The sequence below is a fragment of the Burkholderia sp. YIM B11467 genome (genome assembly GCF_052952715.1).
Window position 1 is genome coordinate 141184 of record NZ_JBQVSQ010000006.1, and the last position, 20268, is coordinate 161451.

Sequence of the window (20268 nt, forward strand, 5' to 3'; positions counted from 1 at the left end):
TCGCAGAACATCGTCGGCAAGCCGGTCAGTTCGAACCCGCCACCTTCGGCGTGTCCTCGTAGATCAGCAAAGGCTTGCCGTCGCCCTCGATGACGTTCTCGTCGATGATGACCTTGCTGACCCCTTTCATCGTCGGCAGTTCGTACATCACGTCGAGCAGCGCCTGTTCGATGATCGAACGCAAACCGCGCGCGCCGGTCTTGCGGCGGATCGCCTTGCGGGCAACCGCCTGCAGCGCGCCCGGCCGGATTTCCAGCTCGACGCGCTCCATCGCGAACAGCTTGTGATACTGCTTCACGAGCGCGTTCTTCGGCTCGACCAGGATCTTCATCAGCGCGGCTTCATCGAGCTTGCCGAGCGTCGCGACCACCGGCAGACGGCCGATCAATTCGGGGATCAGACCGAATTTGATCAGGTCTTCCGGTTCCGTTTCGCGCAGCACTTCGCCCGCGTCGCGTTCCTGCTTGCTCTTGACCGTCGCGCCGAAGCCGATGCCGGTTTTCTCGGTACGATCGGTGATCACCTTTTCGAGACCGTCGAACGCGCCGCCGCAGATGAACAGGATGTTGGTCGTGTCGACCTGGATGAAATCCTGGTTCGGGTGCTTGCGGCCGCCCTGCGGCGGCACCGACGCCATCGTGCCCTCGACGAGCTTCAGCAGTGCCTGCTGGACACCCTCGCCCGACACGTCGCGCGTGATCGACGGGTTGTCCGACTTGCGGCTGATCTTGTCGATTTCGTCGATGTAGACGATCCCGCGCTGGGCCTTGTCGACCTCATAGTTGCAGTTCTGCAACAGCTTCTGGATGATGTTCTCGACGTCCTCGCCGACGTAGCCGGCTTCGGTCAGCGTCGTCGCATCGGCGATCACGAACGGCACGTTGAGCAACCGCGCGAGCGTCTGCGCGAGCAGCGTCTTGCCGGAGCCCGTCGGGCCGATCAGCAGGATGTTGCTCTTCGACAGCTCGACGTCGTCCTTCTTGTCGAGATGCTTCAGGCGCTTGTAGTGGTTGTACACGGCCACCGCGAGGATTTTCTTCGCGCGCTCCTGGCCGATCACGTACTGATCGAGGATGTCGCGAATTTCCTGCGGGCTCGGCAGATCCGACCGGGACAGGCTGGCCTCGACGCCGGCGGCAGCCGCCTCGTCGCGAATGATCTCGTTGCAGAGGTCGATACATTCATCGCAGATGAACACCGACGGGCCCGCGATGAGTTTTTTCACCTCATGCTGGCTTTTCCCGCAAAACGAGCAATACAACAGCTTCTCGCTGTTCGAACCTTTTTTGTCCGCCATGAATGTAGAGCCTCCGGACAGGTAAATGACATGATACGCCGAATGCTCCGAACGCCGCGCCTAGGGCGCGACCGGAGCGGGCCGAATGCGCTTGCCGCAGATGCTCGGGGCGTGCGGGATATCGCCGGGGCGCCGCGCGAATCGGGGCGGCACCCCACTTAAATTTACGGGCGCTTCAGGAGCACCTGATCGATCAGCCCGTACGCCTTCGCGTCTTCGCTCGACATGAAGTTATCACGGTCGGTGTCGCGCGCGATGCGCTCGACGTCCTGGCCCGTGTGCTGCGCGAGCAACTGGTTCAGCCGCTCCTTCAGGTAGAGGATTTCGCGCGCCTGGATCTCGATGTCGGATGCCTGGCCACGTGCGCCGCCGAGCGGCTGGTGAATCATCACGCGCGAGTTCGGCAGCGCGAAGCGCTTGCCCTTCGCACCCGACGCGAGCAGGAACGCGCCCATGCTGGCCGCGAGCCCCATGCACAGCGTCGACACGTCCGGCTTGATGAACTGCATCGTGTCGTAGATCGCCATGCCGGCCGACACCGACCCGCCCGGGCTGTTGATGTAGAGGCTGATGTCCTTGTCGGGATTCTCGCTCTCGAGGAACAGCAATTGCGCGACCACGAGGTTGGCGGTCTGGTCGTTCACTTCACCGACCATGAACACCAGGCGCTCCTTCAGGAGACGCGAATAGATATCGTACGAACGCTCGCCGCGGCCGCTCGTTTCGACGACGATCGGCACCAGCCCCAGTGCTTGAGCCTCGAAACCCTGCGGCGCGTTCGAAGCAAGCATGTCCAGCAATTCAGCGCGAGTGATCATTCAATGAACCTTGTTCGAATGGAAAATTGAACGGAAGGAAGCCGCCCGCTCAATCGCCATATTAATGGCAACCGTGCGCTTGACGTAAAAACGGCGTGCGGGCCGTCGCTCCGACAGCCGGCACGCCGCTAGAGCGACACTTACGCTTGCGCCGATGCGCTCGCGAGTGCCTCGAAGCTCACTTCCTTGTCCGTCACCTTCGCCTTGCCCAGCACGAAATCGACGACGTTGCTTTCAACGACGAACGCTTCCATCTCGGCGAGGCGCTGCTGGTTGGAATAATACCAGCGGACCACTTCCTTCGGGTCTTCGTAGCTCTTGGCGAACTCGTCGACTTCCGCGCGGATCTGTTCCGGCTTCGCTTCGAGGTTGTTCGACTTCACGAGCTCGGCCAGCACGAGGCCCAGCTTCACGCGACGCTCGGCCTGCTCGGCGAACATCTCGGCCGGGATCGGTGCGTCCTTCGCGTTCGGCACGCCGCGCTGCGCCAGATCCTGGCGAGCCATTTCGACGAGGCGTTGCTGGTCCTGCTCGATCAGCGCCTTCGGCACGTCGAGTTCGGAAATCTTCAGCAGCGCGTCCATCACCTGGTTCTTGACGATGGATTGCGTGCGGCGCTTCGCTTCGCGTTCGAGGTTTTCCTTGATCTCGCCGCGCATCTTCGTGAGGTCGCCGTCTTCGATGCCGAGCGACTTCGCGAATTCGCCGTCGATTTCCGGCAGGTGCGGCCACTCGATCTTCTTCATCGTGACCGTGAATTGCGCGGTCTTGCCCGCCACGTCAGCACCGTGGTAGTCGTCCGGGAACTTCAGGTCGAACGTGCGCGCTTCGCCGGCCTTCAGGCCCAGCGCCGCGGTTTCGAATTCCGGCAGCATGCGGCCTTCGCCGAGCACGAACGGGAAATCTTCAGCGGTGCCGCCCTGGAATGCGACGTCGTCGATCTTGCCGACGAAGTCGACCGTCACGCGGTCGCCGTTCTTGGCTGCGGTGTCCGCACCGCCGTCACCATGGTCGCCGGCTTCGCCGCGTGCGTGGAAGTGCACGCGCTGCTTGCGCAGGATGTCCAGCGTACGGTCGATTTCGGCGTCGCCGATCGACGTCGTCGAGCGCTCGACTTCAGCCGTCGCCAGATCGCCGATCTTCACTTCCGGGTAGACCTCGAACGTCGCGTCGAACGCGTACGCATCTTCAGCCTGTTCCTGCTTCGGCTCGAAGCTCGGCTGGCCGGCGACGCGCAGGTTTTCCGCGCGGCTGATCGTGAAGAATTCCTGGCCGATCTTGTCGCTCAGCACTTCCGCCTCGACCTGACCCGCGTACTGTTGCGCGACCATCTTCAGCGGCACCTTGCCCGGGCGGAAACCCGGCATGCGCACGGTCTTCGCGAGTTTCTGGATACGGGTGTCGATTTCCTTCTGCACGGTGTCTTTCGGCAGGGAAATCGTCACGCGGCGTTCAAGCTTGCCGAGGTTCTCAACAACGTTAGCCATGGCTTCAATCGTCCTAAAATTATTCGAGCGAATCGGGTTTTCCTTGCCGTGCCTGCCTGCGGCATTGCATACGCCGCGCCGGAGCGCCACGCCATCCCTGCACGTGCCGAATGGCTAGCGCAAGCGGCTCGGAGCACGGCTTTGGCCGGAAGAATCGACTATTCTAGCAAACAATTTTCCTCACACCGCCAGATCGGCGCGACGCGCATGCGTCCCCGCCGTGTCGGCAACCCGTTGCACGGCAATGCGCGCGGATCGCCGCTATGCCGAACGCCGTATCCACCACGGGCCCGCCATCCTGTAAGCTCCGATTGAGGGTGAGGCGCCGTCGCGCCCCCATTATTCTTCACACCAATCACGCCTTCCGGAGACACCATGCCGCAACACCCGTCCGCGCCTGTCGTCGTCATCGCGCCCGATTCGTTCAAAGGCTCGCTTTCCGCCGAGCAGGTCGCGGATGCGATCGCCACCGGCATCCGCCGCGCCCGCCCCGATGCGGTCGTGCGCTGCTGCCCGATGGCCGACGGCGGCGAAGGCACGCTCGACGCGATGCTGGCAGGCGGCGGCACGCGGCGCGCGCTGCGGGTGGCCGGCGCGTCGCTCGCGGCACGCGACGCGGCGGTCGGCGTGATCGACGCGCGCACCGCGATCGTCGAGACGGCCGAGATCGTCGGCATTACCGACCCGGTCGGCATGAGCGTGCCGGTGGATGCGCGCAGCACGCGCGGGATGGGCGAGGCGATCCGCACGCTGCTCGACGACGGCGTGCGCCGCTTCTTCGTCGCGCTCGGCGGCAGCAGCACCAACGACGCGGGCGCCGGGCTGCTCGCGGGCCTCGGCCTGCAGTGCTTCGACGCCGGCGGCCAGCCGGTCGAACCCGTGCCGTCGCGGCTCGCCGACATCGCGCGCATCGACGCGTCGGGGCTCGACCCGCGCCTGAAGGAAACGGAATTCATCGGCATGTCCGACGTCGACAACCCGCTGACGGGCGCGCACGGCGCAACCGCCGTGTTCGGCCCGCAAAAGGGCGTGACGCCCGAGCAGGTTGCGACGCTCGACACCGCACTCGGCCGCTTCGCCGACCTGCTCGAGGCCGCGCTCGACCGGCGCGGCCGCGATCTGCCGGGCGCCGGCGCCGCGGGCGGCCTCGGTTTCGCGCTGCACATGCTCGGCGCGCAATTCGAAGCCGGCGCCGAAGTGGTCGCGCGGCAGGTCGGGCTCGACGCGGCGCTTGCCGGCGCCGACTGGCTGATCACCGGCGAAGGCCGCTCCGACGTGCAGACGCTGCACGGCAAGGCGCCGTTCATCGCGTGCCGGCATGCGCAGGCCGCCGGCGTGCCGGCGTCGCTGTTGTCGGGCGCGGTCGACCCGGCCGCGCTGCCGCGCCTGTCCGAACATTTTTCCGGCTGCTTCTCGCCGGCTCCCGGGCCGATCACGCTCGACGTCGCGATCCGCGACGCGGCGAACCTGCTCGCGAACGAAGCGGAGCAATTGACGCGCCTGAAATACGGCGCACACTGACCGTTGACCCGAGCGCGCGATACAGGAACAATCGGGCCCGCCCTTTTTCTTCAGGATTCGACATGAAAGGCCGTCAAGCCGGGCTCGATCAGTTTCTGACCTATCGCCTCCACGCGCTCACGAAGCGATCCGACCGCGGGATCGGCGAGGTGTATCGGCACAAGCTCGACATCTCGCTGCCCGAGGCGCGCGTGATCGCCGCCGTCGGCGCCTTCGGTCCGTTTTCGATCATGGATCTCGCGCGCCACACCAATCTCGACAAGAGCCAGGCGAGCCGCGCGGCCGAAGCGCTGTTGCGCCAGGGGCTGCTCGAGCGCAGCGCGAGCGACGAGGATGGCCGGATCGTGCTGATCGCGCTGACCGCCGACGGCCGCGCGCTGCATCGCAAGATCATGCCGATCGTGCGCAAGTGGAACGACGGCTTGCTCGCATGCCTGTCCGACAGCGAACGCCAGACGTTCGAACGGCTGCTCGACAAGGTCGTCGCGCACGCGACCGAGCGGGACGACTGAGCCGCATCGCGGGTTCGGCGGCGGCACGCGGCCGAACCTTGCCGGCGGCATTGATCAGATGAATTCGACGGGCCACCCGGGTCGCATCACCAGCGGCGCGGGCGGCCCGCTTTGCATCATGCGGCGGCGTCGAAAGGTTCGCGGTTCGCCGCCGGGCCGAGGCCGCGCATGCAGCGGCCTCGCACCCACTACAGGCCGCTGTTTTCCGCGCGCTGGCGCACCAGCCCGAGCACCGCGTCGCAATACGGCGTCGGCACGTCGAGCTTGCGCCCGAGTTCCGGAAACACGCCGAGGATCGGCCCGATCTCGAGCGAACGCCCCGCTTCGAAATCCTGCAGCATCGACGTCTTGAACGCACCCAGCTTGCGCGTGACCGCGATCCGCTCGGGCCCGCTCATCCCCGTCGACAGACCGAGCTTCGTGCCGATCGCGGTGGCCTCTTCCATCATCCGCAGCGCGAGATCCTGCGTGAACGGATCGTCGAGCAACTGCTCGGCCGTCGACCCCGTCAGCGCGCTCAACGGATTCATGTTCATGTTGCCCCACAGCTTCGTCCAGATCTCGGTCCGGATCGCGGGCGTCGACTCGACGTCGAAACCACCCGCCGCAAGCGCCGCGGCAAACCGCGCGGTGGCCGCGTCGAGTCGTGCATCGGGGGCACCGACGATCAGCCGGTTGCCGCGACCGCGGCGCACGACGCCCGGCGCGTCGGTGCTCGACGACAGGTGCACGACGCAGCCGATCGCCTGCGCGGGCGGCAACGCCGCCGACACGGCGCCGGCCGGATCGACCGCGTCGAGCGGCACGCCGTCGATCGGCCCTTCGAGCCCGTGCGTAAACCACCATGGCAGCCCGTTCATCGCGGCGACGATCACGGTGTGCGGCCCGACCAGCGGCGCAATGCGCGCGGCCAGCGCCGGCAGCGCCTGCGCCTTCAGCGCGATCACCACGTAGTCCTGCACGCCGAGCGCGGCCGCATCGTCGCTCGCACGCACCGGCACCGACGAAACAACGCCCGCCTCGTCGATCACGCGCACGCCGTGCGTGTTCAGCGCATCGAGCGTTGCGCCGCGCGCGTACGCGCTCACGGTCATGCCGGCCCGCGACAGCGCGGCCGCGAGCAATCCGCCGATCGCGCCCACACCAACCACTGCTGCGCGCACCGACCCTGAATTCGTGTCGTTCATGATGGAATTCCGTCTCCTGGGAGCTGACGAGGATAACGCTCAATGGTTGCGGGCACAACCATTCGCATGACGGCGTGCGGCACGCCCGCGCTCACCCGCTTCAGCGTGGCTCGCCGCCGGCAGCCACCGGCTCGTCGTCGGCCGCGCCGCCCGTCGCGCCGAGCACGCCCGCGATCTGGCTCTTGTCGTGCATGCCGAGCTTGCGGTACGCGCAGCGCAGATAGTGACGCACGGTCGTCGGCGAAATCGCCATCTGCTGCGCGACTTCCTTGTGCGAACGCCCGGCGCCGTAATAACGGATCGCCGCGAGTTCGCGCGGGCTCAACCGGTCGAGCAGCGAGCGTGGCCGCGCCTCGATCTGGAACAGCCCCGCGACGGGCACGCACTGGATGCGCAATGCCTCGCCGACGAACGGCTGGCCCGTCTGGCGCCGCAGGTGTGCGACGAGGGGCTCCGGCACGCGCGCGCCGACCCATGCCGGCCATTCGGTGCGCAGCACGTCGTCGAAACCGTGATCGGCATGATGCAGCACGCCGAAGTTGTCGCACAGCGCGCGCGCCGCCGGCGCAACCGTATCGCCGCGTTCGCGCGTGAGCTGCGCGGCGCGATTGATCGTGAGCGCGGCCGCCAGATGCGGAATCACTTCCTCGAAACGGCGCGCATCGTCGTCGCTGAACGGGCGATTCAGGCCCTGGCGGTAGATCGACATGAACGTCGTCAGGCCGAAGCGGCGATCGAGCGTGCACACGCACATCAGTTGCGCGAGCCCGTACTTCACGCACCAGTCGCGAAACCGCGCATCGAGCCCCGGCTCGACGACCGACAGCCGCACCGCGCGACCGTGCGCGCCGTGCAACGTGCGGTGCGCAAGCGGGTCGCAATCGCGCACGCGTTTCCAGTCGCTGAAGAACGCGTGCGGCAGGCGGAACAGGAAGCTGTTGTGCATCACCGGGCCGGTCGGCGCATGCGTCGCGACGCCGGTCCATGCGGCATCGAACGGAACGAGCGCCTGCAGCAGCGAAAAGAAGCGGTATTCGAATTCGCCGATGCCGGACTGCGCGGCTACCGCGTACAGGTCGAGCAGCATCAGCCCGAGTTCGCGCTGCGACGCGTCGCCCCGCGTGACGCCGTCGAAATCGGCACGGCGGGACGGCCGCGGCGGCCACGCGAATTCGTCGAGCACGATGGCGGCCGGCACGTCGCGCAGCGCATCGAGATCCTGCCCGATATCCGTCGTGATCCTCACCTTCCGCTCCCCTGCCCGATCGGGCTGCTGATGTGCGCAACGACACCGGCCGATTATAGCGAGCGGCTTTTTTGGCGGGCCACGGTGCCGGAACGGGCATCAACCCCATCCATTTGAACGGTGCGCAACACGTTGCTGCTGCGCAGCACGCCACGTCGCGGCATCGCGCTGCGTCCATGCCGCGCACCGCGGGTTTTCCGCACCGTTCATCTGTACGACTGTTCGACAGTTTTCCCGCTGCGGACACTGCGTCGCGACAACACCAACGACAAACCGATGCAGGACGGTATGGAGAACCCGACGTGACGAAACCCCGCTTCATCCACACGGCCGCGGCCGCCGCGACGCTCGCCGCGTGCAGCGCCGCCGCGCACGCGCAGTCGACCCTCACGCTGTACGGCGCGCTCGACGCCGGCGTGCAATACCTGACGCACGCCGACGGGCGTCACTCGGCCGTGCAGTTGCAGAACTACGGCATCCTGCCTTCGCAGATCGGGCTGAAGGGCAACGAGGATCTCGGCGGCGGCTGGCGCGCGCTGTTCAAGCTCGAACAGGGCCTCAACCTCAACGACGGCACCGCGACCGTGCCCGGCTACGCGTTCTTCCGCGGCGCGTACGTGGGCATCGCGGGGCCCGTCGGCACCGTCACCCTCGGCCGGCAATTCAGCGTGCTGTTCGACAAGACGTTGTTCTACGACCCGCTCTGGTATGCGTCGTACAGCGGCCAGGGCGTGATCGTACCGATGACCGCGAACTTCATCGACCACTCGGTCAAGTATCAGTCGCCGACGTTCGCCGGCTTCGATGTCGAGGCGCTTGCCGCGACGTCCGGCGTCGCCGGCAATACGCGCGCCGGACGCGTGCTCGAACTCGGCGGCCAGTACACGAGCAACGGCCTGTCGGTCAGCGCGGTGCTGCATCAGGCGCACGGCGACGTGTCGGGGGCCGACGACACGTCGGCGCGACGGCGCGAACTCGGCACGCTCGCCGCGCGTTACGCATTCGCCACCTTGCCGCTCACCGTCTATGCCGGCGTCGAACGCCTGACGGGCGACCTCGATGCGGCACGCACGATCGTCTGGGGCGGTGCGCGTTACCTGACATCGAACGGGATCGGCCTGAACGCAGGCGTGTACCACACCGACTCGCGCACGCCGGCGATCGGCCATCCGACGCTCTTCATCGCGAGCACCACGTATGCGCTGTCGAAACGCACCGTCGCATACGTGAACCTCGGTTACGCGCGCAACAGCGGCCAGAGCTCACAGACCGTCTACGAATACGACCCGACGCCGCTCGCGGGTGCGTCCCAGTTCGGCGCGATGGTCGGCATGTACCACCTGTTCTGATTCCCCACACGAGAACCCGCCATGAAAACCCTGTCCCCGGATGCCGCACTTTCGCCCGACGGCCGCGCGTCGACCTTCGCGCGCTCGACGCTCGTCGCGCTCGTCGTGTTCGCGGCCATCACGCCGCTGCTGCTGCTCGTGGCGCCGGCCGTCGCCGGCCAACTCGCGACGCAGCTCGGGCTGTCCGCGTCGCAGATCGGCACCTACTTCTTCGTCGAACTCGGTGCGTTCAGCCTCGCGACCATGCCGTCGTACCTGTGGCTCGGCCGTGTCGACGCGCGCCGCGTCGCCGCGTTCGCGATCGCGCTGTTCGGCGCGGGCAACCTGCTGACCGCGCTGTGGATGCCGGACTTCGTCGTGCTGCTCGCGCTGCGCGCCGTCACGGCGCTCGGCGGCGGCTCGCTGATGGTGCTCTGCATGACGAGCGCGGCAACCAGCGAGAACAGCGACCGCGTGTACGGCCTGTGGGTCGTCGGCCAGTTGATCGCGGGTGCGATCGGCCTGTTCTTGCTGCCGCATGTGTTCGCCGCGTTCGGGCTGCGCGCGCTGTATGTCGCACTCGCCGCGCTCGCACTGCTCGCGGCGCCGCTGTCGCGCGGCTTTCCGTCGTCGCTCGGCACGCGAACGGCGACCGCGCAAACCGCGCGCGGCGACACGACGCATACGCCGCGGCATTTCATTGCGCTCGCGATCGGTGCCGTGCTGACGTTCTATCTCGCGATCGGCAGCGTGTGGACCTTCGCGAGCCGCGCTGCAACGGAAGCCGGACTCGACCCGCAGTCGACCGGCAACGTGCTCGCGATCGCGAGCGTGATGGGGATCGCCGGCGCGGCGCTCGCGTCGTGCGCAGGTGGCCGGCTCGCGCGACGCGCGATGCTGGCCGCCGGTTACGCGCTGCTCGCGGCGTCTCTCATTGCGCTCGCCGCGATGCGGCACGCGGGCGGCTACAGCGCGGCGATCTTCGCGTTCAAGTTCGCGTGGACGTTCGTGCTGCCGTTCATCCTCGCGACCGTCGCACAGATCGACACGTCGGGCCGCCTCGTCGCGACGCTCAATTTCGTGATCGGCGCCGGCCTCGCGGCCGGCCCGCTGCTCGCCGGGCTGATGCTCGACGCCGGCGGCACGATGCGCGCGCTGTTCTCGGCCGCGACGGCCGTCGCCATTGTCTCGTTCGCCGCGCTGCGCCATCTCGATCGCCGCGCACGCGCTTCCGTTTCCTCCCAACCGTGACAGGTCACAAACGTCCATGAACCGCACTGCCTTCTTTACCGACGAACGCACTTTCTGGCATACCGGCGGCACGCACGCGCTGTTCTTCCCGGTCGGCGGCTGGGTCCAGCCGCCATCGAGCGCGGGTTACGCGGAATCGCCCGACTCGAAGCGTCGCTTCCTGTCGCTCGTGCAGGCGTCGGGCCTGGCCGCACAGCTCGACCTGCGCGGCGCCGCGCCGGCGTCGACCGCCGACCTGCTGCGCATTCATCCCGCGCGATATCTCGACGCGTTCCGCGCACTCAGCGACACGAACGGCGGCGACCTCGGCGATCTCGCGCCGTTCGGCAAAGGCAGCTACGAGATCGCCGCGCTGTCGGCCGGCCTCGCGATCGCGGCCGTCGACACCGTCGTCGCCGAGCACGCGGCGAATGCGTTCTCGCTGTCGCGGCCGCCCGGCCATCACTGCCTGCGCGACCGGCCGATGGGCTTCTGCCTGCTGGCGAACATCCCGATCGCGATCGAGGCCGCCCGCGCGAAACACGGCATCGAGCGCGTCGCGGTGATCGACTGGGACGTGCATCACGGCAACGGCACGCAGTCGATCTACTACGACGATCCGGACACGCTGACGATCTCGCTGCACCAGGACCGCTGCTTCCCGCCCGGCTACAGCGGCGCGGACGATCGCGGCGAAGGCGCGGGCGTCGGCGCGAACCTGAACGTGCCGCTGCTCGCGGGCAGCGGCGACGACGCGTATCGCTACGCGTTCGAGCGGATCGTGCTGCCGGCGCTGGAGCGTTTCCGGCCCGAGCTGATCGTCGTTGCGAGCGGCCTCGACGCGAGCGCGGTCGATCCGCTTGCGCGCATGCAACTACATTCCGACAGCTACCGGTTCATGACGCGCGCGGTGAAGGATGCTGCGCAGCGCCATTGCGGCGGACGGCTCGTGATCGTTCATGAAGGCGGGTATTCGGAAGCGTACGTGCCGTTCTGCGGGCTCGCGATCGTCGAGGAACTGGCCGGCATCCGCACCGACGTCGCCGATCCGATGCTCGATCTCGCGATCGCACAGCAGCCGGGCGAGCGGTTCGTCGCGTTCCAGCGCGAGCTGCTCGATGAGCTGGCCGCGGCGTTCGGGTTGTAACGCGCGGGAACCCGCGTGACGGGGCCGGCACGCGCCGGCCCTTGCGCGATCCGTGCGGATGGGGTTTCCTGTGCACTTACCCCTGTTCCGGCCCGAAGCCGCACTCTTCCGATGAAATCGTCCCCGCGCGATAACAACGACAATGCCAAGACGCGCCGCCAGCCTTCGAAGCTGGTCCTGAACATTGCCGCCGTGACGGTCGGCCTCATCACGTTCGCGATCGGCGCGGCGTGGGTGATCTATAGCTGGGTCGTCGATCGCGAAGCGCAGTATTTCGCGATCCCGCTGGTGTTCTCGGTGCCGGTGATCGTGGCGGTCGCGATCCGGAGCTTCTGGGAGTAGGCGCGTCTGAAATGACAAAGCGCCGCGGTCGGGCGACGCGCGGCGCTTGTTGTCGAGCTTGTTTCAGACGAAGCGGCGATCCCTGCGGTTCGCTTGCGAACCGGTCACAGGCCGGGGCGCGGGCACGGATTGGGGGCTGCGCCCTGATATCCGCCAGCAACAGCGCCCAGCGCGGCGCCGGCCAGCGACGTGCCGAGCGCTTTCAGCACGGATTCCGTCGACGGCGGCTCGCCGCTCGAGATCGGCCGCCCCGAGTAGGCGGAGCACGCCGGCGACGCTGCAACCGTCTGCATGGGCTTGGCGCTCCATGCGACGTTTTCGGCGGGTGTAGCGGCAAATGCCGGTGCGGCCAGCATCAGCGCGAAAATGGAAATCGGCAAGCGTGCGGTGTTCTTCATCGGTGGCCCTCGGCGTAATGTGCTTCTTATTTGAAAAGTGATCACGATATTACGCGCGGCCGACGTTCCGTGAGCGCTCGTTAGTGCCCGCATTCCAGAGAAAGCGCCGGCATCAAAAGAAAAAGCGCTGCGGTCAGCCGACCGGCAGCGCTTTTTCCGGAACACGCATCCTGGCGGATGCGTGTTCAACTTCTGGTGCGTGAGGCCGGACTCGAACCGGCACACCCTTGCGGGCGTCAGGACCTAAACCTGGTGCGTCTACCAATTTCGCCACTCACGCGTATTTTTCTGTCGCCTGACCGCGCGGCACGCAAGATGCGTTGTCCACGCGCCCGGGACGTCACGCCGGCCCGAAAACCGGCAGGCCCGATCAGGCGAGCGCGAGATTCTACCCGATCCGTGCGGCCTTGTCTCGCCCCGCCGGCACCCGTCGTGCGGCGGTGCTAGAATGCCGCGCTCGACGTTTCGGCACCGTGCCGTCGCGCGTCCCCCGAACCCGCCCCCCCCACACGATTCCGCCCGTGAACTTCGACGACTACTGTCAGCAAAAGGCCGCCCCCGCAGGCTCCAGCGTCTACTACGCGTTGCGTCAGGCGCCGCTCGCCGCGCAGCCGCGCCTGACGGCGCTGTTCGCACTGCGTCGCGAACTCGAGGAAACCGTCAAGGAAACCAGCGACCCGACCGTCGGACACACGAAGCTCGCGTGGTGGCACAAGGAACTCGCGGCGCTGGCCGCCGGAGAACCGTCGCACCCCGTCACGAAGGCGCTCGCGCAGCATCATCCGGCGATCGCCGCCGAGGCCGACGCGCTGCGCACGCTCGTCAACGGTTACGGGATGGACCTCGAACAGGCGCGCTACCTCGATTTCGCGAACCTGCAGCGCTACATCGCACAGGCCGGTGGCACCTTCGCGTCACTGGTCGCGCGCGCAGGCGCCGCGAACCCGGCCGACCCGCAACCGTGGGCCGCGAACGCCGGCCACGCGCTGATGCTCGCGCAATTCGTGCAGGAACTCGGCAACGACGCGCGCAACGGCCGCATCTACCTGCCGATCGACGAACTGCAGCGCTACAACGTGACCGCGGCCGATCTGCTGAACCGCCGCTACAGCCCGGCCTTCACCGAATTGCTGCAATTCCAGACGGCCCGCGCGCGCGAGGCGCTTGCCGCCGCTGAAGCGGCGATCCCCGCATCCGAACGCCGCGCGCAGCGCACGCTGCGCGCGCAGATCGCACTGGCCGGCGCGCTGCTCGACGAAATCGAACGCGGCGGCTACCAGGTGCTGCACCAGCGCATCGCGCTGACGCCGATCCGCAAGCTGTGGATCGCGTGGCGCGCCGCGCGCCGGCGCTGAACCCGGCGCATCACGCCTTCAACAACGGCAGCGTGTCGAAGCGCTGCTGCAGCACGCGCGTCGCGTCGAGCCCCCACCACGGACCCAGCACGGTCGCGTAGAGCTGGCGGAAATCGACCGCGACCGGCAGGTTGCCGTTGCCGTCGAGTCGCCCGAGCGCCGGCGGCGCGCCATACAGCCCGCCGGCCACCCGGCCCCCCATCACGAAATGCGGCGCGGCCGTGCCGTGATCGGTGCCGTTGCTCTGGTTCTCGCGCACGCGCCGCCCGAATTCCGCATACGTCATCACGAGCGTCTGGTTCCAGCGCCCGAGCTCGATCAGCGCGCCGCGCATCGCGCTCATCCCTTCCGCGAACTGCTTGAGCAGCGCGGCCTGCTGCCCCGGCTGGTTCTGGTGCGTGTCGAAGCCGTTGAGCGTCAGGCGCAGCACCGCGACACCATCCTGCGCGCCTGGCCCGGACGCTTCGCACGCGGCCAGCACCTGCATCGCGGTCTTGACCGACGTGCCGAACGCGCCGGCCGGAAATGCCGTCTTGAATTCACGCATCCCGCCGCGCGGACGCAACCGGTCGGCCGCCTTCACGATGTCGTTCTCGACGTCGATGATGTGCGCGAGCGCCGGGTTCTGCTCGCGCAGCGACGACGGCTCGGCGAGCCGGGCCGCACGGATGAACTGCGCGGGATTGACGAGCGCGATCGCGCGCGCGCCGTTCGCGAGCGGCCCCATCTCGGCGCTGCCGAGCACGACGCCGTCCGCCGCGAAACCGGGCGGCACGGGCGCCTGCGCGAACGTGCGCGTGAGCCAGCCTTCATGCAGGTACTGGTCCGAGCGCGACGCGGTATCCCAGATCTCGATCGAGCGGAAATGCGACAGGTTCGGCTGCGGATAACCGACGCCCTGCACGACCGCGACCTGTCCGTCGCGCCACAGCGGCATCAGCGGCGCGAGCGACGGGTGCAGCCCCGTGTGCGCGTCGAGCTGCAGCACCTGCTCGCGCTTGATGCCGATGCTGCGCCGGAACTGGTAATACAGCGGGTCCGCATACGGCACCACCGTGTTGAGGCCGTCGTTGCCGCCCTTCAGCTCGACGAGGATCAGCACGTTCGCATACCCGGCCGCCGGTTGCCGTCCCGTCGATGCAGCCGCCAGCGCGGGCGACTGCCACATCGACACACCGGCCGCGGCCGCCGCGGCCGTCAGCGTCAGAAAATCACGTCGGTTCATCGCGCATCCTTTGGTTCGCCGCCCGGCACGTTTGCCGCACCGGCTCCCCGATTCGTCGTCGTTTGCATCATTTCAGTTGATAGGCCGGATCCATCAGCAGCGCTTCGAGATACGCGCTGCCGGTCGAATCCGTGTCGATCGCCGCGACCGGCGAAAGTTGCAGCACCGCGTGCTGCAACTGCAGCTCGGTCGACAATCCCGCGATCGCCTGCGGCCGCGCGCGATATTGCGCAAGCCAGCGCTCGAGATCGAAGCGCAGGCCGGCGCGCGCGGGCTTGGCCGGCCCGCGCATGCCGGCGGCGGATGCGGTGTCGGCCACCGGCATCGCGTGCGCACGGGCATTCGGCGGCGGCGCCATTGCGGGAGCGGGCGGCCGCATGCCGGCCGTCTCCGTCGCGCGGAACAGTTGCTCGACGAACTGCTTGCGCGCGAGCAGCGTGGTGCTGTTGATCCATAACGCGCCACCGGGCCAGCCCTTCACGTTCGGCGGATAGAACAGGTTCTGCCCGAGCGTGCGCACGGTGTTCGCGAGCATCTGCGGATCGCCGTAGGCGACGTCGAACAGCCGCACCGACCCGACGACGAACTCGGCCGGCGACTTGACGAGCACGCCGCGGTTGCGCGGATCCCAGAACGCGTCGGTCGACCACAGCGCGGCGAGCGCCGCGCGAATGTCGTAGCCGCTCGCACGAAACCGGTCGGCCACCGCATCGAGCGCGCTTGCGTCGGGCGTATCGGACACGAACTCGCGCCACAGCTTGCCGACGATGAAGCGCGCGGTGCCCGGCCGCTTCAGCAGGATGTCGAGAAAGGCGTCGCCGTCGAACGGCCCCGTTTCCCCGAGAATCGTCTTGATGCCCGCGTCGTGCAGATCCGGCCGCACCTGAAAGCGCAGCGTATCGGGATCGACCGTCCAGCCCGTCATCGCGCGCGCGGCTTCGGTCACGTCGTATTGCGTGTAGTGTCCTTCACCGAGCGTGAACAGCTCCATCACCTCACGCGCGAAGTTCTCGTTCGGGCGCCCCTTCCGATTGCTCGCGCCGTCGAGATACTGCAGCATCGCCGGATCCTTCGCGACCGCGTGCAGCAGCGTGCCGAAGTTGCCGAGCGCGTCGCTGCGAAACAGCGCGTTCTGCGCGGCCATCGTCTGCGGGTAAGGCACCTTGTCCTGCCCCGACGTGAAGTGCCCGTGCCAGAACAGCGTCATGCGCTCGGTCAGCGGCGACGGCGTGACGACCATCTCGTTGACCCAGGCCGCGCGCAACGCATCGTAGCGGCGATTGCGCTCGTTCTGTTCGTCGCGCCGCATGTCGGGCGTCAGCGCCTGGCGCTGCGCGCGCGTCGGCGGCAACGTGCCGATCCAGTCCGGCCAGGTCGTGACGGGTTCGCGGCGAACATTGCCGAGCGTGTCGGCAACGACCTGCGCGCGCGTCATGCCGACGACGCGCGCGACATCGGCGGGCGCGGGAGAAAAACCGGTGCGGCTCAGGAAAAACAACGCATCGTCGGCGTCGAGCGGCGACTGCATAGCGGGCGACGGCACCGGTACGGCAGCGTTCGCTTTCATCGTCATGGACTCCCGGAACGCACCGGCGGTGCGGATGCCGATACAACGGCATTCGACAGGCGAAAGTTGACGGAAAAATTGCTACGAATTTTTTCCGCGCGGGATTTTCCGCGCAATACGAAAGACGGCGCGTGTCAGCGCTTGTACAACTCGCGAACGGCGTCTTCGATGTGCTGGCGCAAGAGGTGACGTTCTTCGGGCGTCATATGCCCGTCACGGCGGCGCTGTTCGAGATCGGGAGGCACGGCGGAACGGACCGTCATCTCGGCGGGACGATCGGGCTGCGGCGCCTTGCCGCGCGGCGGCTTGCGCGACGGGGCGCCCTGCTCGGGACGTTGCGCATACGCGAAGTTCGACGCATACGGACCGGCGAGCGCGATCGTCAGCATCAGTGCAATCCGGACAGATCGCATGACCGTCCTCGCTTCTTTGGTCGATTTGTTCCCTTCGTCACGCGGCAACCGGCTACCTCTGGTACTTGAAAAACCCTGCGGAAATCGGGTGTGCAAAGATGAAAGATGGAGTGCTGGGGAGTATCTACCGAATTTCAGCTTCGAGTAAAGGAATCTCTATAGCCTGCCTTTACTCTGCGCGACACTACGGGTAAATTTTGTAACTGACTGTAACGCACGAAAATACGTGGCCGTGCGTCAATTCCCATTCGCGATAAGATGCCGATCATGGAAACGAAAAACCCCTCCAAGATTCTCGTCGTCGACGACGACCCGCGCCTGCGCGATCTGCTGCGCCGCTATCTCGGCGAGCAGGGTTTCAACGTATATGTCGCGGAAAACGCGACCGCGATGAACAAGCTCTGGGTACGCGAGCGTTTCGACCTGCTCGTGCTCGACCTGATGCTCCCCGGCGAAGACGGCCTGTCGATCTGCCGCCGCCTGCGCGGCAGCAACGACCGCACGCCGATCATCATGCTCACCGCGAAGGGCGAGGATGTCGATCGCATCGTCGGCCTCGAGATGGGCGCCGACGATTACCTGCCGAAGCCGTTCAACCCGCGCGAGCTCGTCGCGCGCATTCATGCGGTGCTGCGCCGCCAGGCGCCGGCCGAACTGCCGGGCGCGCCGTCGGAAACCACCGAGGTGTTCGAGTTCGGCGAGTTCTCGCTGAACCTCGCAACGCGCACGCTGACGAAGTCCGGCCAGGAAATTCCGCTGACGACCGGCGAATTCTCGGTGCTGAAGGTGTTCGCACGCCATCCGCGCCAGCCGCTGTCGCGCGAGAAGCTGATGGAGCTCGCGCGCGGCCGTGAATACGAAGTGTTCGACCGCAGCCTCGACGTGCAGATTTCGCGCCTGCGCAAGCTGATCGAACCGGATCCGGGCAGCCCGCGTTTCATCCAGACCGTCTGGGGCCTCGGCTACGTGTTCATCCCGGACGGCGCCGCCTGATCTTTTTCTTTTCCGGTTTCGCCCCCCACGGCCCGTCCCATGCGTATTGACCGGCGCCTCCTGCAGCTCGCGTTCGGCGGGCTGTTCTGGCGCACCTTCCTGCTGATCGCGCTGCTGATCTCGGTCAGTCTCGCCGCGTGGTTCCAGAGCTTTCGCGTCATCGAGCGCGAGCCGCGTGCGCAGCGCGTCGCGCTGCAGCTCGTCGCGATCGTGAAGCTCACGCGCACCGCCCTGCTCTATTCCGATCCCGATCTGCGGCGCGCGCTGCTGCAGGATCTCGAGAGCAACGAGGGCGTGCGCGTTTACCCGCGCGAGAAAACCGACAAGTTCAAGCTGCAGCCCGACGAATCGCTGAACCGCCTGATCGAACACGACATCCGCAGCCGCCTCGGCGACGACACTGTGATCGCGCAGTCGGTCAACGACATTCCCGGCGTGTGGATCAGCTTCAAGATCGACGACGACGATTACTGGGTCGCGCTCGACCGCGACCAGCTCGACAACGTCACGGGCCTGCAGTGGGCCGGCTGGGGGCTGTTCGCGCTCGCGCTGTCATTATTCGGCTCCGCGTTCATCACGAGCCTCGTGAACCGGCCGTTCGCGCGGCTGGCGCTCGCCGCGCGCCAGATCGGTTCGGGCCAGACGCCCGAGCGGCTGCCCGAGCGCGGGATGGGCGTCGCGGCCGACACCAACCGCAGCTTCAACCAGATGGTGCGCGACCTCGAACAGCTCGAGGCCGACCGCGCGCTGATGCTCGCGGGCATCTCGCACGACCTGCGCACGCCGCTCGCGCGGCTGCGCCTCGAAACCGAGATGAGCCCGTCCGACCAGGCGACCAAGGACGCGATGGTCGACGACATCGAGCAGATGGACCGCATCATCGCGGCCTTCATCGACTACGCGCGCCCGTCGCAGCGCAGGCCCGAGCCCGTCGACCTGTCGTCGATCGCTCAGGAAGTCGCCGCGCGCGTGTCGGGCGAGGACGGCGTCGAGATCCGTACGCGGCTCGCGCCGAGCGCGATCATCGAAGCCGACGAGACCGACATGCGCCGCGTGATCGGCAACCTCGTCGAGAACGCACGCAAGTACGGCCAGAGCAAGCAGGACGGCATCTCGCGCATCACGCTCGAGACGCGCGTGTCGCACGCGCGCGTCGAGCTGTCGGTGAGCGACGAAGGCCCCGGCATCCCCGAGGATCAGCTGCCGCTCGTGATGCGACCGTTCTACCGCGTCGACACCGCGCGCACCAAGGCGGACGGCACGGGCCTCGGGATGGCGATCGTGCTGCGGCTCGTCGGCCGCTATCGCGGCGCGCTGCGCCTGCGCAACCGCAACCCCGAAGCGGGCCTCGAAGTCACGGTCGAATTCCCCGGCGCCGGCAAGGCGCGTGCGACCGCGTGACGCGCTCGCCCACACCGCCCACACCGCCCGCACTTCACACTATCGATCCAGTTGAAAAAAACTATGAAGATCGTTAGTCAAAATCTATTGAAGTGTTTTATTAATAGTGTTAGAGTTATCCCCATGCTGTCACATCAGCGTTGCAGCACCGAGGTAGCTTGACTCAGTCTTCTTCCCAACTCATACAGGAGTATCCGCATGAAAACCGTGGGCGATAAACTCGAAGCTTTCACCGTCGTAGCCGCGAAGCCGGGCTTCAATCATCACGAGGAAAACGGCCAGTCGGCGTTCGAGACCGTCACCGAAGCGTCGTTCCCGGGCAAGTGGAAGATCATCTACTTCTATCCGAAGGATTTCACGTTCGTGTGCCCGACGGAAATCGTCGAGTTCGCGAAGCTCACGAAGCAGTTCGAAGAGCGCGACGCCGTCCTGCTCGGCGGCAGCTCGGACAACGAATTCGTCAAGCTCGCATGGCGCCGTGAGCACAAGGACCTGGACAAGCTGAACCACTACGCGTTCGGCGACGTCAAGGGCGAGCTGATCGACCAGCTCGGCGTGCGCGACAAGGAAGCCGGCGTGGCCCTGCGTGCAACGTTCATCATCGATCCGGACAACACGATCCAGCACGTTTCGGTGAACAACCTGAACGTCGGCCGTAGCCCGGCAGAAGTCCTGCGTATTCTGGACGGCCTGCAAACGGACGAACTGTGCCCGTGCAACCGTGCAGTCGGCGGCGCAACGCTGTAAGCGCATCGATGCACGAAGCCCGCGGCGCACGTCCTGCCTGCGGGCTTTTTTAAC

Annotated in this window: 19 protein-coding genes and 1 tRNA gene; 10 read left to right on the forward strand and 10 right to left on the reverse strand. The window is 66.9% G+C overall.

What is annotated here, in order from left to right; genetic code table 11:
* Positions 1–25 precede the first annotated feature (25 nt).
* The 3 genes from clpX to tig form a co-directional block, all read right to left on the reverse strand.
* Positions 26–1297, reverse strand: a complete 1272-nt coding sequence (gene clpX, locus ACTRWB_RS21570; protein WP_048248493.1) for an ATP-dependent Clp protease ATP-binding subunit ClpX — start codon at positions 1295–1297, stop codon at positions 26–28.
* 164 nt (positions 1298–1461) lie between these two features.
* A complete protein-coding gene (gene clpP, locus ACTRWB_RS21575) occupies positions 1462–2115 on the reverse strand; it encodes an ATP-dependent Clp endopeptidase proteolytic subunit ClpP (RefSeq protein ID WP_010092137.1) in 654 nt (217 codons plus the stop codon).
* Positions 2116–2255: 140 nt separating this feature from the next.
* Positions 2256–3602, reverse strand: a complete 1347-nt coding sequence (gene tig, locus ACTRWB_RS21580; protein ID WP_129512348.1) for a trigger factor — start codon at positions 3600–3602, stop codon at positions 2256–2258.
* A gap of 375 nt (positions 3603–3977) precedes the next feature.
* Here tig and ACTRWB_RS21585 point away from each other — a divergent pair, with 375 nt between their 5' ends.
* Positions 3978–5123 carry a glycerate kinase gene (locus ACTRWB_RS21585; protein ID WP_446903169.1) on the forward strand — a complete coding sequence of 382 codons (1146 nt, stop codon included), beginning with the start codon at positions 3978–3980 and terminating at the stop codon, positions 5121–5123.
* A gap of 62 nt (positions 5124–5185) precedes the next feature.
* Positions 5186–5635, forward strand: a complete 450-nt coding sequence (locus ACTRWB_RS21590; protein ID WP_129512350.1) for a MarR family winged helix-turn-helix transcriptional regulator — start codon at positions 5186–5188, stop codon at positions 5633–5635.
* A 188-nt stretch (positions 5636–5823) separates the two neighbouring features.
* Here ACTRWB_RS21590 and ACTRWB_RS21595 read toward each other — a convergent pair whose 3' ends face one another.
* Positions 5824–6822: a 2-dehydropantoate 2-reductase gene (locus ACTRWB_RS21595; protein WP_446903170.1), complete on the reverse strand. Its 999-nt coding sequence runs from the start codon at positions 6820–6822 to the stop codon at positions 5824–5826.
* Between the two features lie 100 nt (positions 6823–6922).
* Positions 6923–8068 (reverse strand): response regulator transcription factor, encoded by a 1146-nt coding sequence (locus ACTRWB_RS21600; RefSeq protein ID WP_446903171.1) that lies wholly within the window; start codon positions 8066–8068, stop codon positions 6923–6925.
* Positions 8069–8370: 302 nt separating this feature from the next.
* On the opposite strand from ACTRWB_RS21600, the gene ACTRWB_RS21605 reads away from it, so the two are divergent.
* The 4 genes from ACTRWB_RS21605 (at position 8371) to ACTRWB_RS21620 (ending at position 12115) form a co-directional block, all read left to right on the forward strand.
* Positions 8371–9417: a porin gene (locus ACTRWB_RS21605; RefSeq protein WP_446903172.1), complete on the forward strand. Its 1047-nt coding sequence runs from the start codon at positions 8371–8373 to the stop codon at positions 9415–9417.
* Positions 9418–9438: 21 nt separating this feature from the next.
* Positions 9439–10647, forward strand: a complete 1209-nt coding sequence (locus ACTRWB_RS21610; RefSeq protein ID WP_446903173.1) for an MFS transporter — start codon at positions 9439–9441, stop codon at positions 10645–10647.
* A 16-nt stretch (positions 10648–10663) separates the two neighbouring features.
* Complete coding sequence (locus ACTRWB_RS21615) at positions 10664–11773, forward strand: class II histone deacetylase (protein ID WP_446903174.1); 1110 nt, start codon at positions 10664–10666, stop codon at positions 11771–11773.
* A gap of 111 nt (positions 11774–11884) precedes the next feature.
* Positions 11885–12115, forward strand: a complete 231-nt coding sequence (locus ACTRWB_RS21620) for a hypothetical protein (RefSeq protein WP_048248508.1) — start codon at positions 11885–11887, stop codon at positions 12113–12115.
* 104 nt (positions 12116–12219) lie between these two features.
* On the opposite strand, the gene ACTRWB_RS21625 is transcribed toward ACTRWB_RS21620, so the two are convergent.
* Both ACTRWB_RS21625 and ACTRWB_RS21630 read right to left on the reverse strand, forming a co-directional pair.
* Positions 12220–12513: a hypothetical protein gene (locus ACTRWB_RS21625; RefSeq protein ID WP_446903175.1), complete on the reverse strand. Its 294-nt coding sequence runs from the start codon at positions 12511–12513 to the stop codon at positions 12220–12222.
* A 193-nt stretch (positions 12514–12706) separates the two neighbouring features.
* Positions 12707–12793: transfer RNA gene (locus tag ACTRWB_RS21630), tRNA-Leu, on the reverse strand.
* A 241-nt stretch (positions 12794–13034) separates the two neighbouring features.
* Between ACTRWB_RS21630 and hpnD the strand changes: the two genes are divergently transcribed.
* Positions 13035–13868 (forward strand): presqualene diphosphate synthase HpnD, encoded by an 834-nt coding sequence (gene hpnD / locus ACTRWB_RS21635; RefSeq protein ID WP_446903176.1) that lies wholly within the window; start codon positions 13035–13037, stop codon positions 13866–13868.
* Between the two features lie 10 nt (positions 13869–13878).
* Here the strand turns inward: hpnD and ACTRWB_RS21640 are convergent, their stop codons facing one another.
* The 3 genes from ACTRWB_RS21640 to ACTRWB_RS21650 form a co-directional block, all read right to left on the reverse strand.
* Positions 13879–15093 (reverse strand): DUF1501 domain-containing protein, encoded by a 1215-nt coding sequence (locus ACTRWB_RS21640; protein ID WP_446903177.1) that lies wholly within the window; start codon positions 15091–15093, stop codon positions 13879–13881.
* Positions 15094–15160: 67 nt separating this feature from the next.
* On the reverse strand, positions 15161–16660 hold the full coding sequence (locus ACTRWB_RS21645) for a DUF1800 domain-containing protein (protein WP_446903178.1): 1500 nt from the start codon (positions 16658–16660) through the stop codon (positions 15161–15163).
* Between the two features lie 134 nt (positions 16661–16794).
* Entirely contained in the window at positions 16795–17073 is a 279-nt protein-coding gene (locus ACTRWB_RS21650) for a hypothetical protein (RefSeq protein ID WP_048248512.1), read from the reverse strand.
* Between the two features lie 258 nt (positions 17074–17331).
* Between ACTRWB_RS21650 and ompR the strand changes: the two genes are divergently transcribed.
* The 3 genes from ompR to ACTRWB_RS21665 all read left to right on the forward strand — a co-directional run bounded on the left by ompR (position 17332) and on the right by ACTRWB_RS21665 (position 20214).
* Complete coding sequence (ompR, locus tag ACTRWB_RS21655) at positions 17332–18066, forward strand: osmolarity response regulator transcription factor OmpR (RefSeq protein WP_006478565.1); 735 nt, start codon at positions 17332–17334, stop codon at positions 18064–18066.
* A gap of 39 nt (positions 18067–18105) precedes the next feature.
* On the forward strand, positions 18106–19467 hold the full coding sequence (locus ACTRWB_RS21660) for an ATP-binding protein (RefSeq protein ID WP_129512361.1): 1362 nt from the start codon (positions 18106–18108) through the stop codon (positions 19465–19467).
* Positions 19468–19665: 198 nt separating this feature from the next.
* On the forward strand, positions 19666–20214 hold the full coding sequence (locus ACTRWB_RS21665) for a peroxiredoxin (protein ID WP_193098573.1): 549 nt from the start codon (positions 19666–19668) through the stop codon (positions 20212–20214).
* Positions 20215–20268 lie beyond the last annotated feature (54 nt).

Bases quoted from the DNA above. Each gene is read 5' to 3' on its own strand.
- ACTRWB_RS21650 (WP_048248512.1), bottom strand. From the start codon at position 17,073: ATGCGATCTGTCCGGATTGCACTGATGCTGACGATCGCGCTCGCCGGT.
- ACTRWB_RS21610 (WP_446903173.1), top strand. From the start codon at position 9,439: ATGAAAACCCTGTCCCCGGATGCCGCACTTTCGCCCGACGGCCGCGCG.
- clpX (WP_048248493.1), bottom strand. From the start codon at position 1,297: ATGGCGGACAAAAAAGGTTCGAACAGCGAGAAGCTGTTGTATTGCTCG.
- ACTRWB_RS21645 (WP_446903178.1), bottom strand. From the start codon at position 16,660: ATGAAAGCGAACGCTGCCGTACCGGTGCCGTCGCCCGCTATGCAGTCG.
- clpP (WP_010092137.1), bottom strand. From the start codon at position 2,115: ATGATCACTCGCGCTGAATTGCTGGACATGCTTGCTTCGAACGCGCCG.
- ompR (WP_006478565.1), top strand. From the start codon at position 17,332: ATGCCGATCATGGAAACGAAAAACCCCTCCAAGATTCTCGTCGTCGAC.
- ACTRWB_RS21625 (WP_446903175.1), bottom strand. From the start codon at position 12,513: ATGAAGAACACCGCACGCTTGCCGATTTCCATTTTCGCGCTGATGCTG.
- ACTRWB_RS21595 (WP_446903170.1), bottom strand. From the start codon at position 6,822: ATGAACGACACGAATTCAGGGTCGGTGCGCGCAGCAGTGGTTGGTGTG.
- ACTRWB_RS21590 (WP_129512350.1), top strand. From the start codon at position 5,186: ATGAAAGGCCGTCAAGCCGGGCTCGATCAGTTTCTGACCTATCGCCTC.
- ACTRWB_RS21620 (WP_048248508.1), top strand. From the start codon at position 11,885: ATGAAATCGTCCCCGCGCGATAACAACGACAATGCCAAGACGCGCCGC.
- ACTRWB_RS21660 (WP_129512361.1), top strand. From the start codon at position 18,106: ATGCGTATTGACCGGCGCCTCCTGCAGCTCGCGTTCGGCGGGCTGTTC.
- ACTRWB_RS21640 (WP_446903177.1), bottom strand. From the start codon at position 15,093: ATGAACCGACGTGATTTTCTGACGCTGACGGCCGCGGCGGCCGCGGCC.
- ACTRWB_RS21665 (WP_193098573.1), top strand. From the start codon at position 19,666: ATGAAAACCGTGGGCGATAAACTCGAAGCTTTCACCGTCGTAGCCGCG.
- tig (WP_129512348.1), bottom strand. From the start codon at position 3,602: ATGGCTAACGTTGTTGAGAACCTCGGCAAGCTTGAACGCCGCGTGACG.
- ACTRWB_RS21585 (WP_446903169.1), top strand. From the start codon at position 3,978: ATGCCGCAACACCCGTCCGCGCCTGTCGTCGTCATCGCGCCCGATTCG.
- ACTRWB_RS21615 (WP_446903174.1), top strand. From the start codon at position 10,664: ATGAACCGCACTGCCTTCTTTACCGACGAACGCACTTTCTGGCATACC.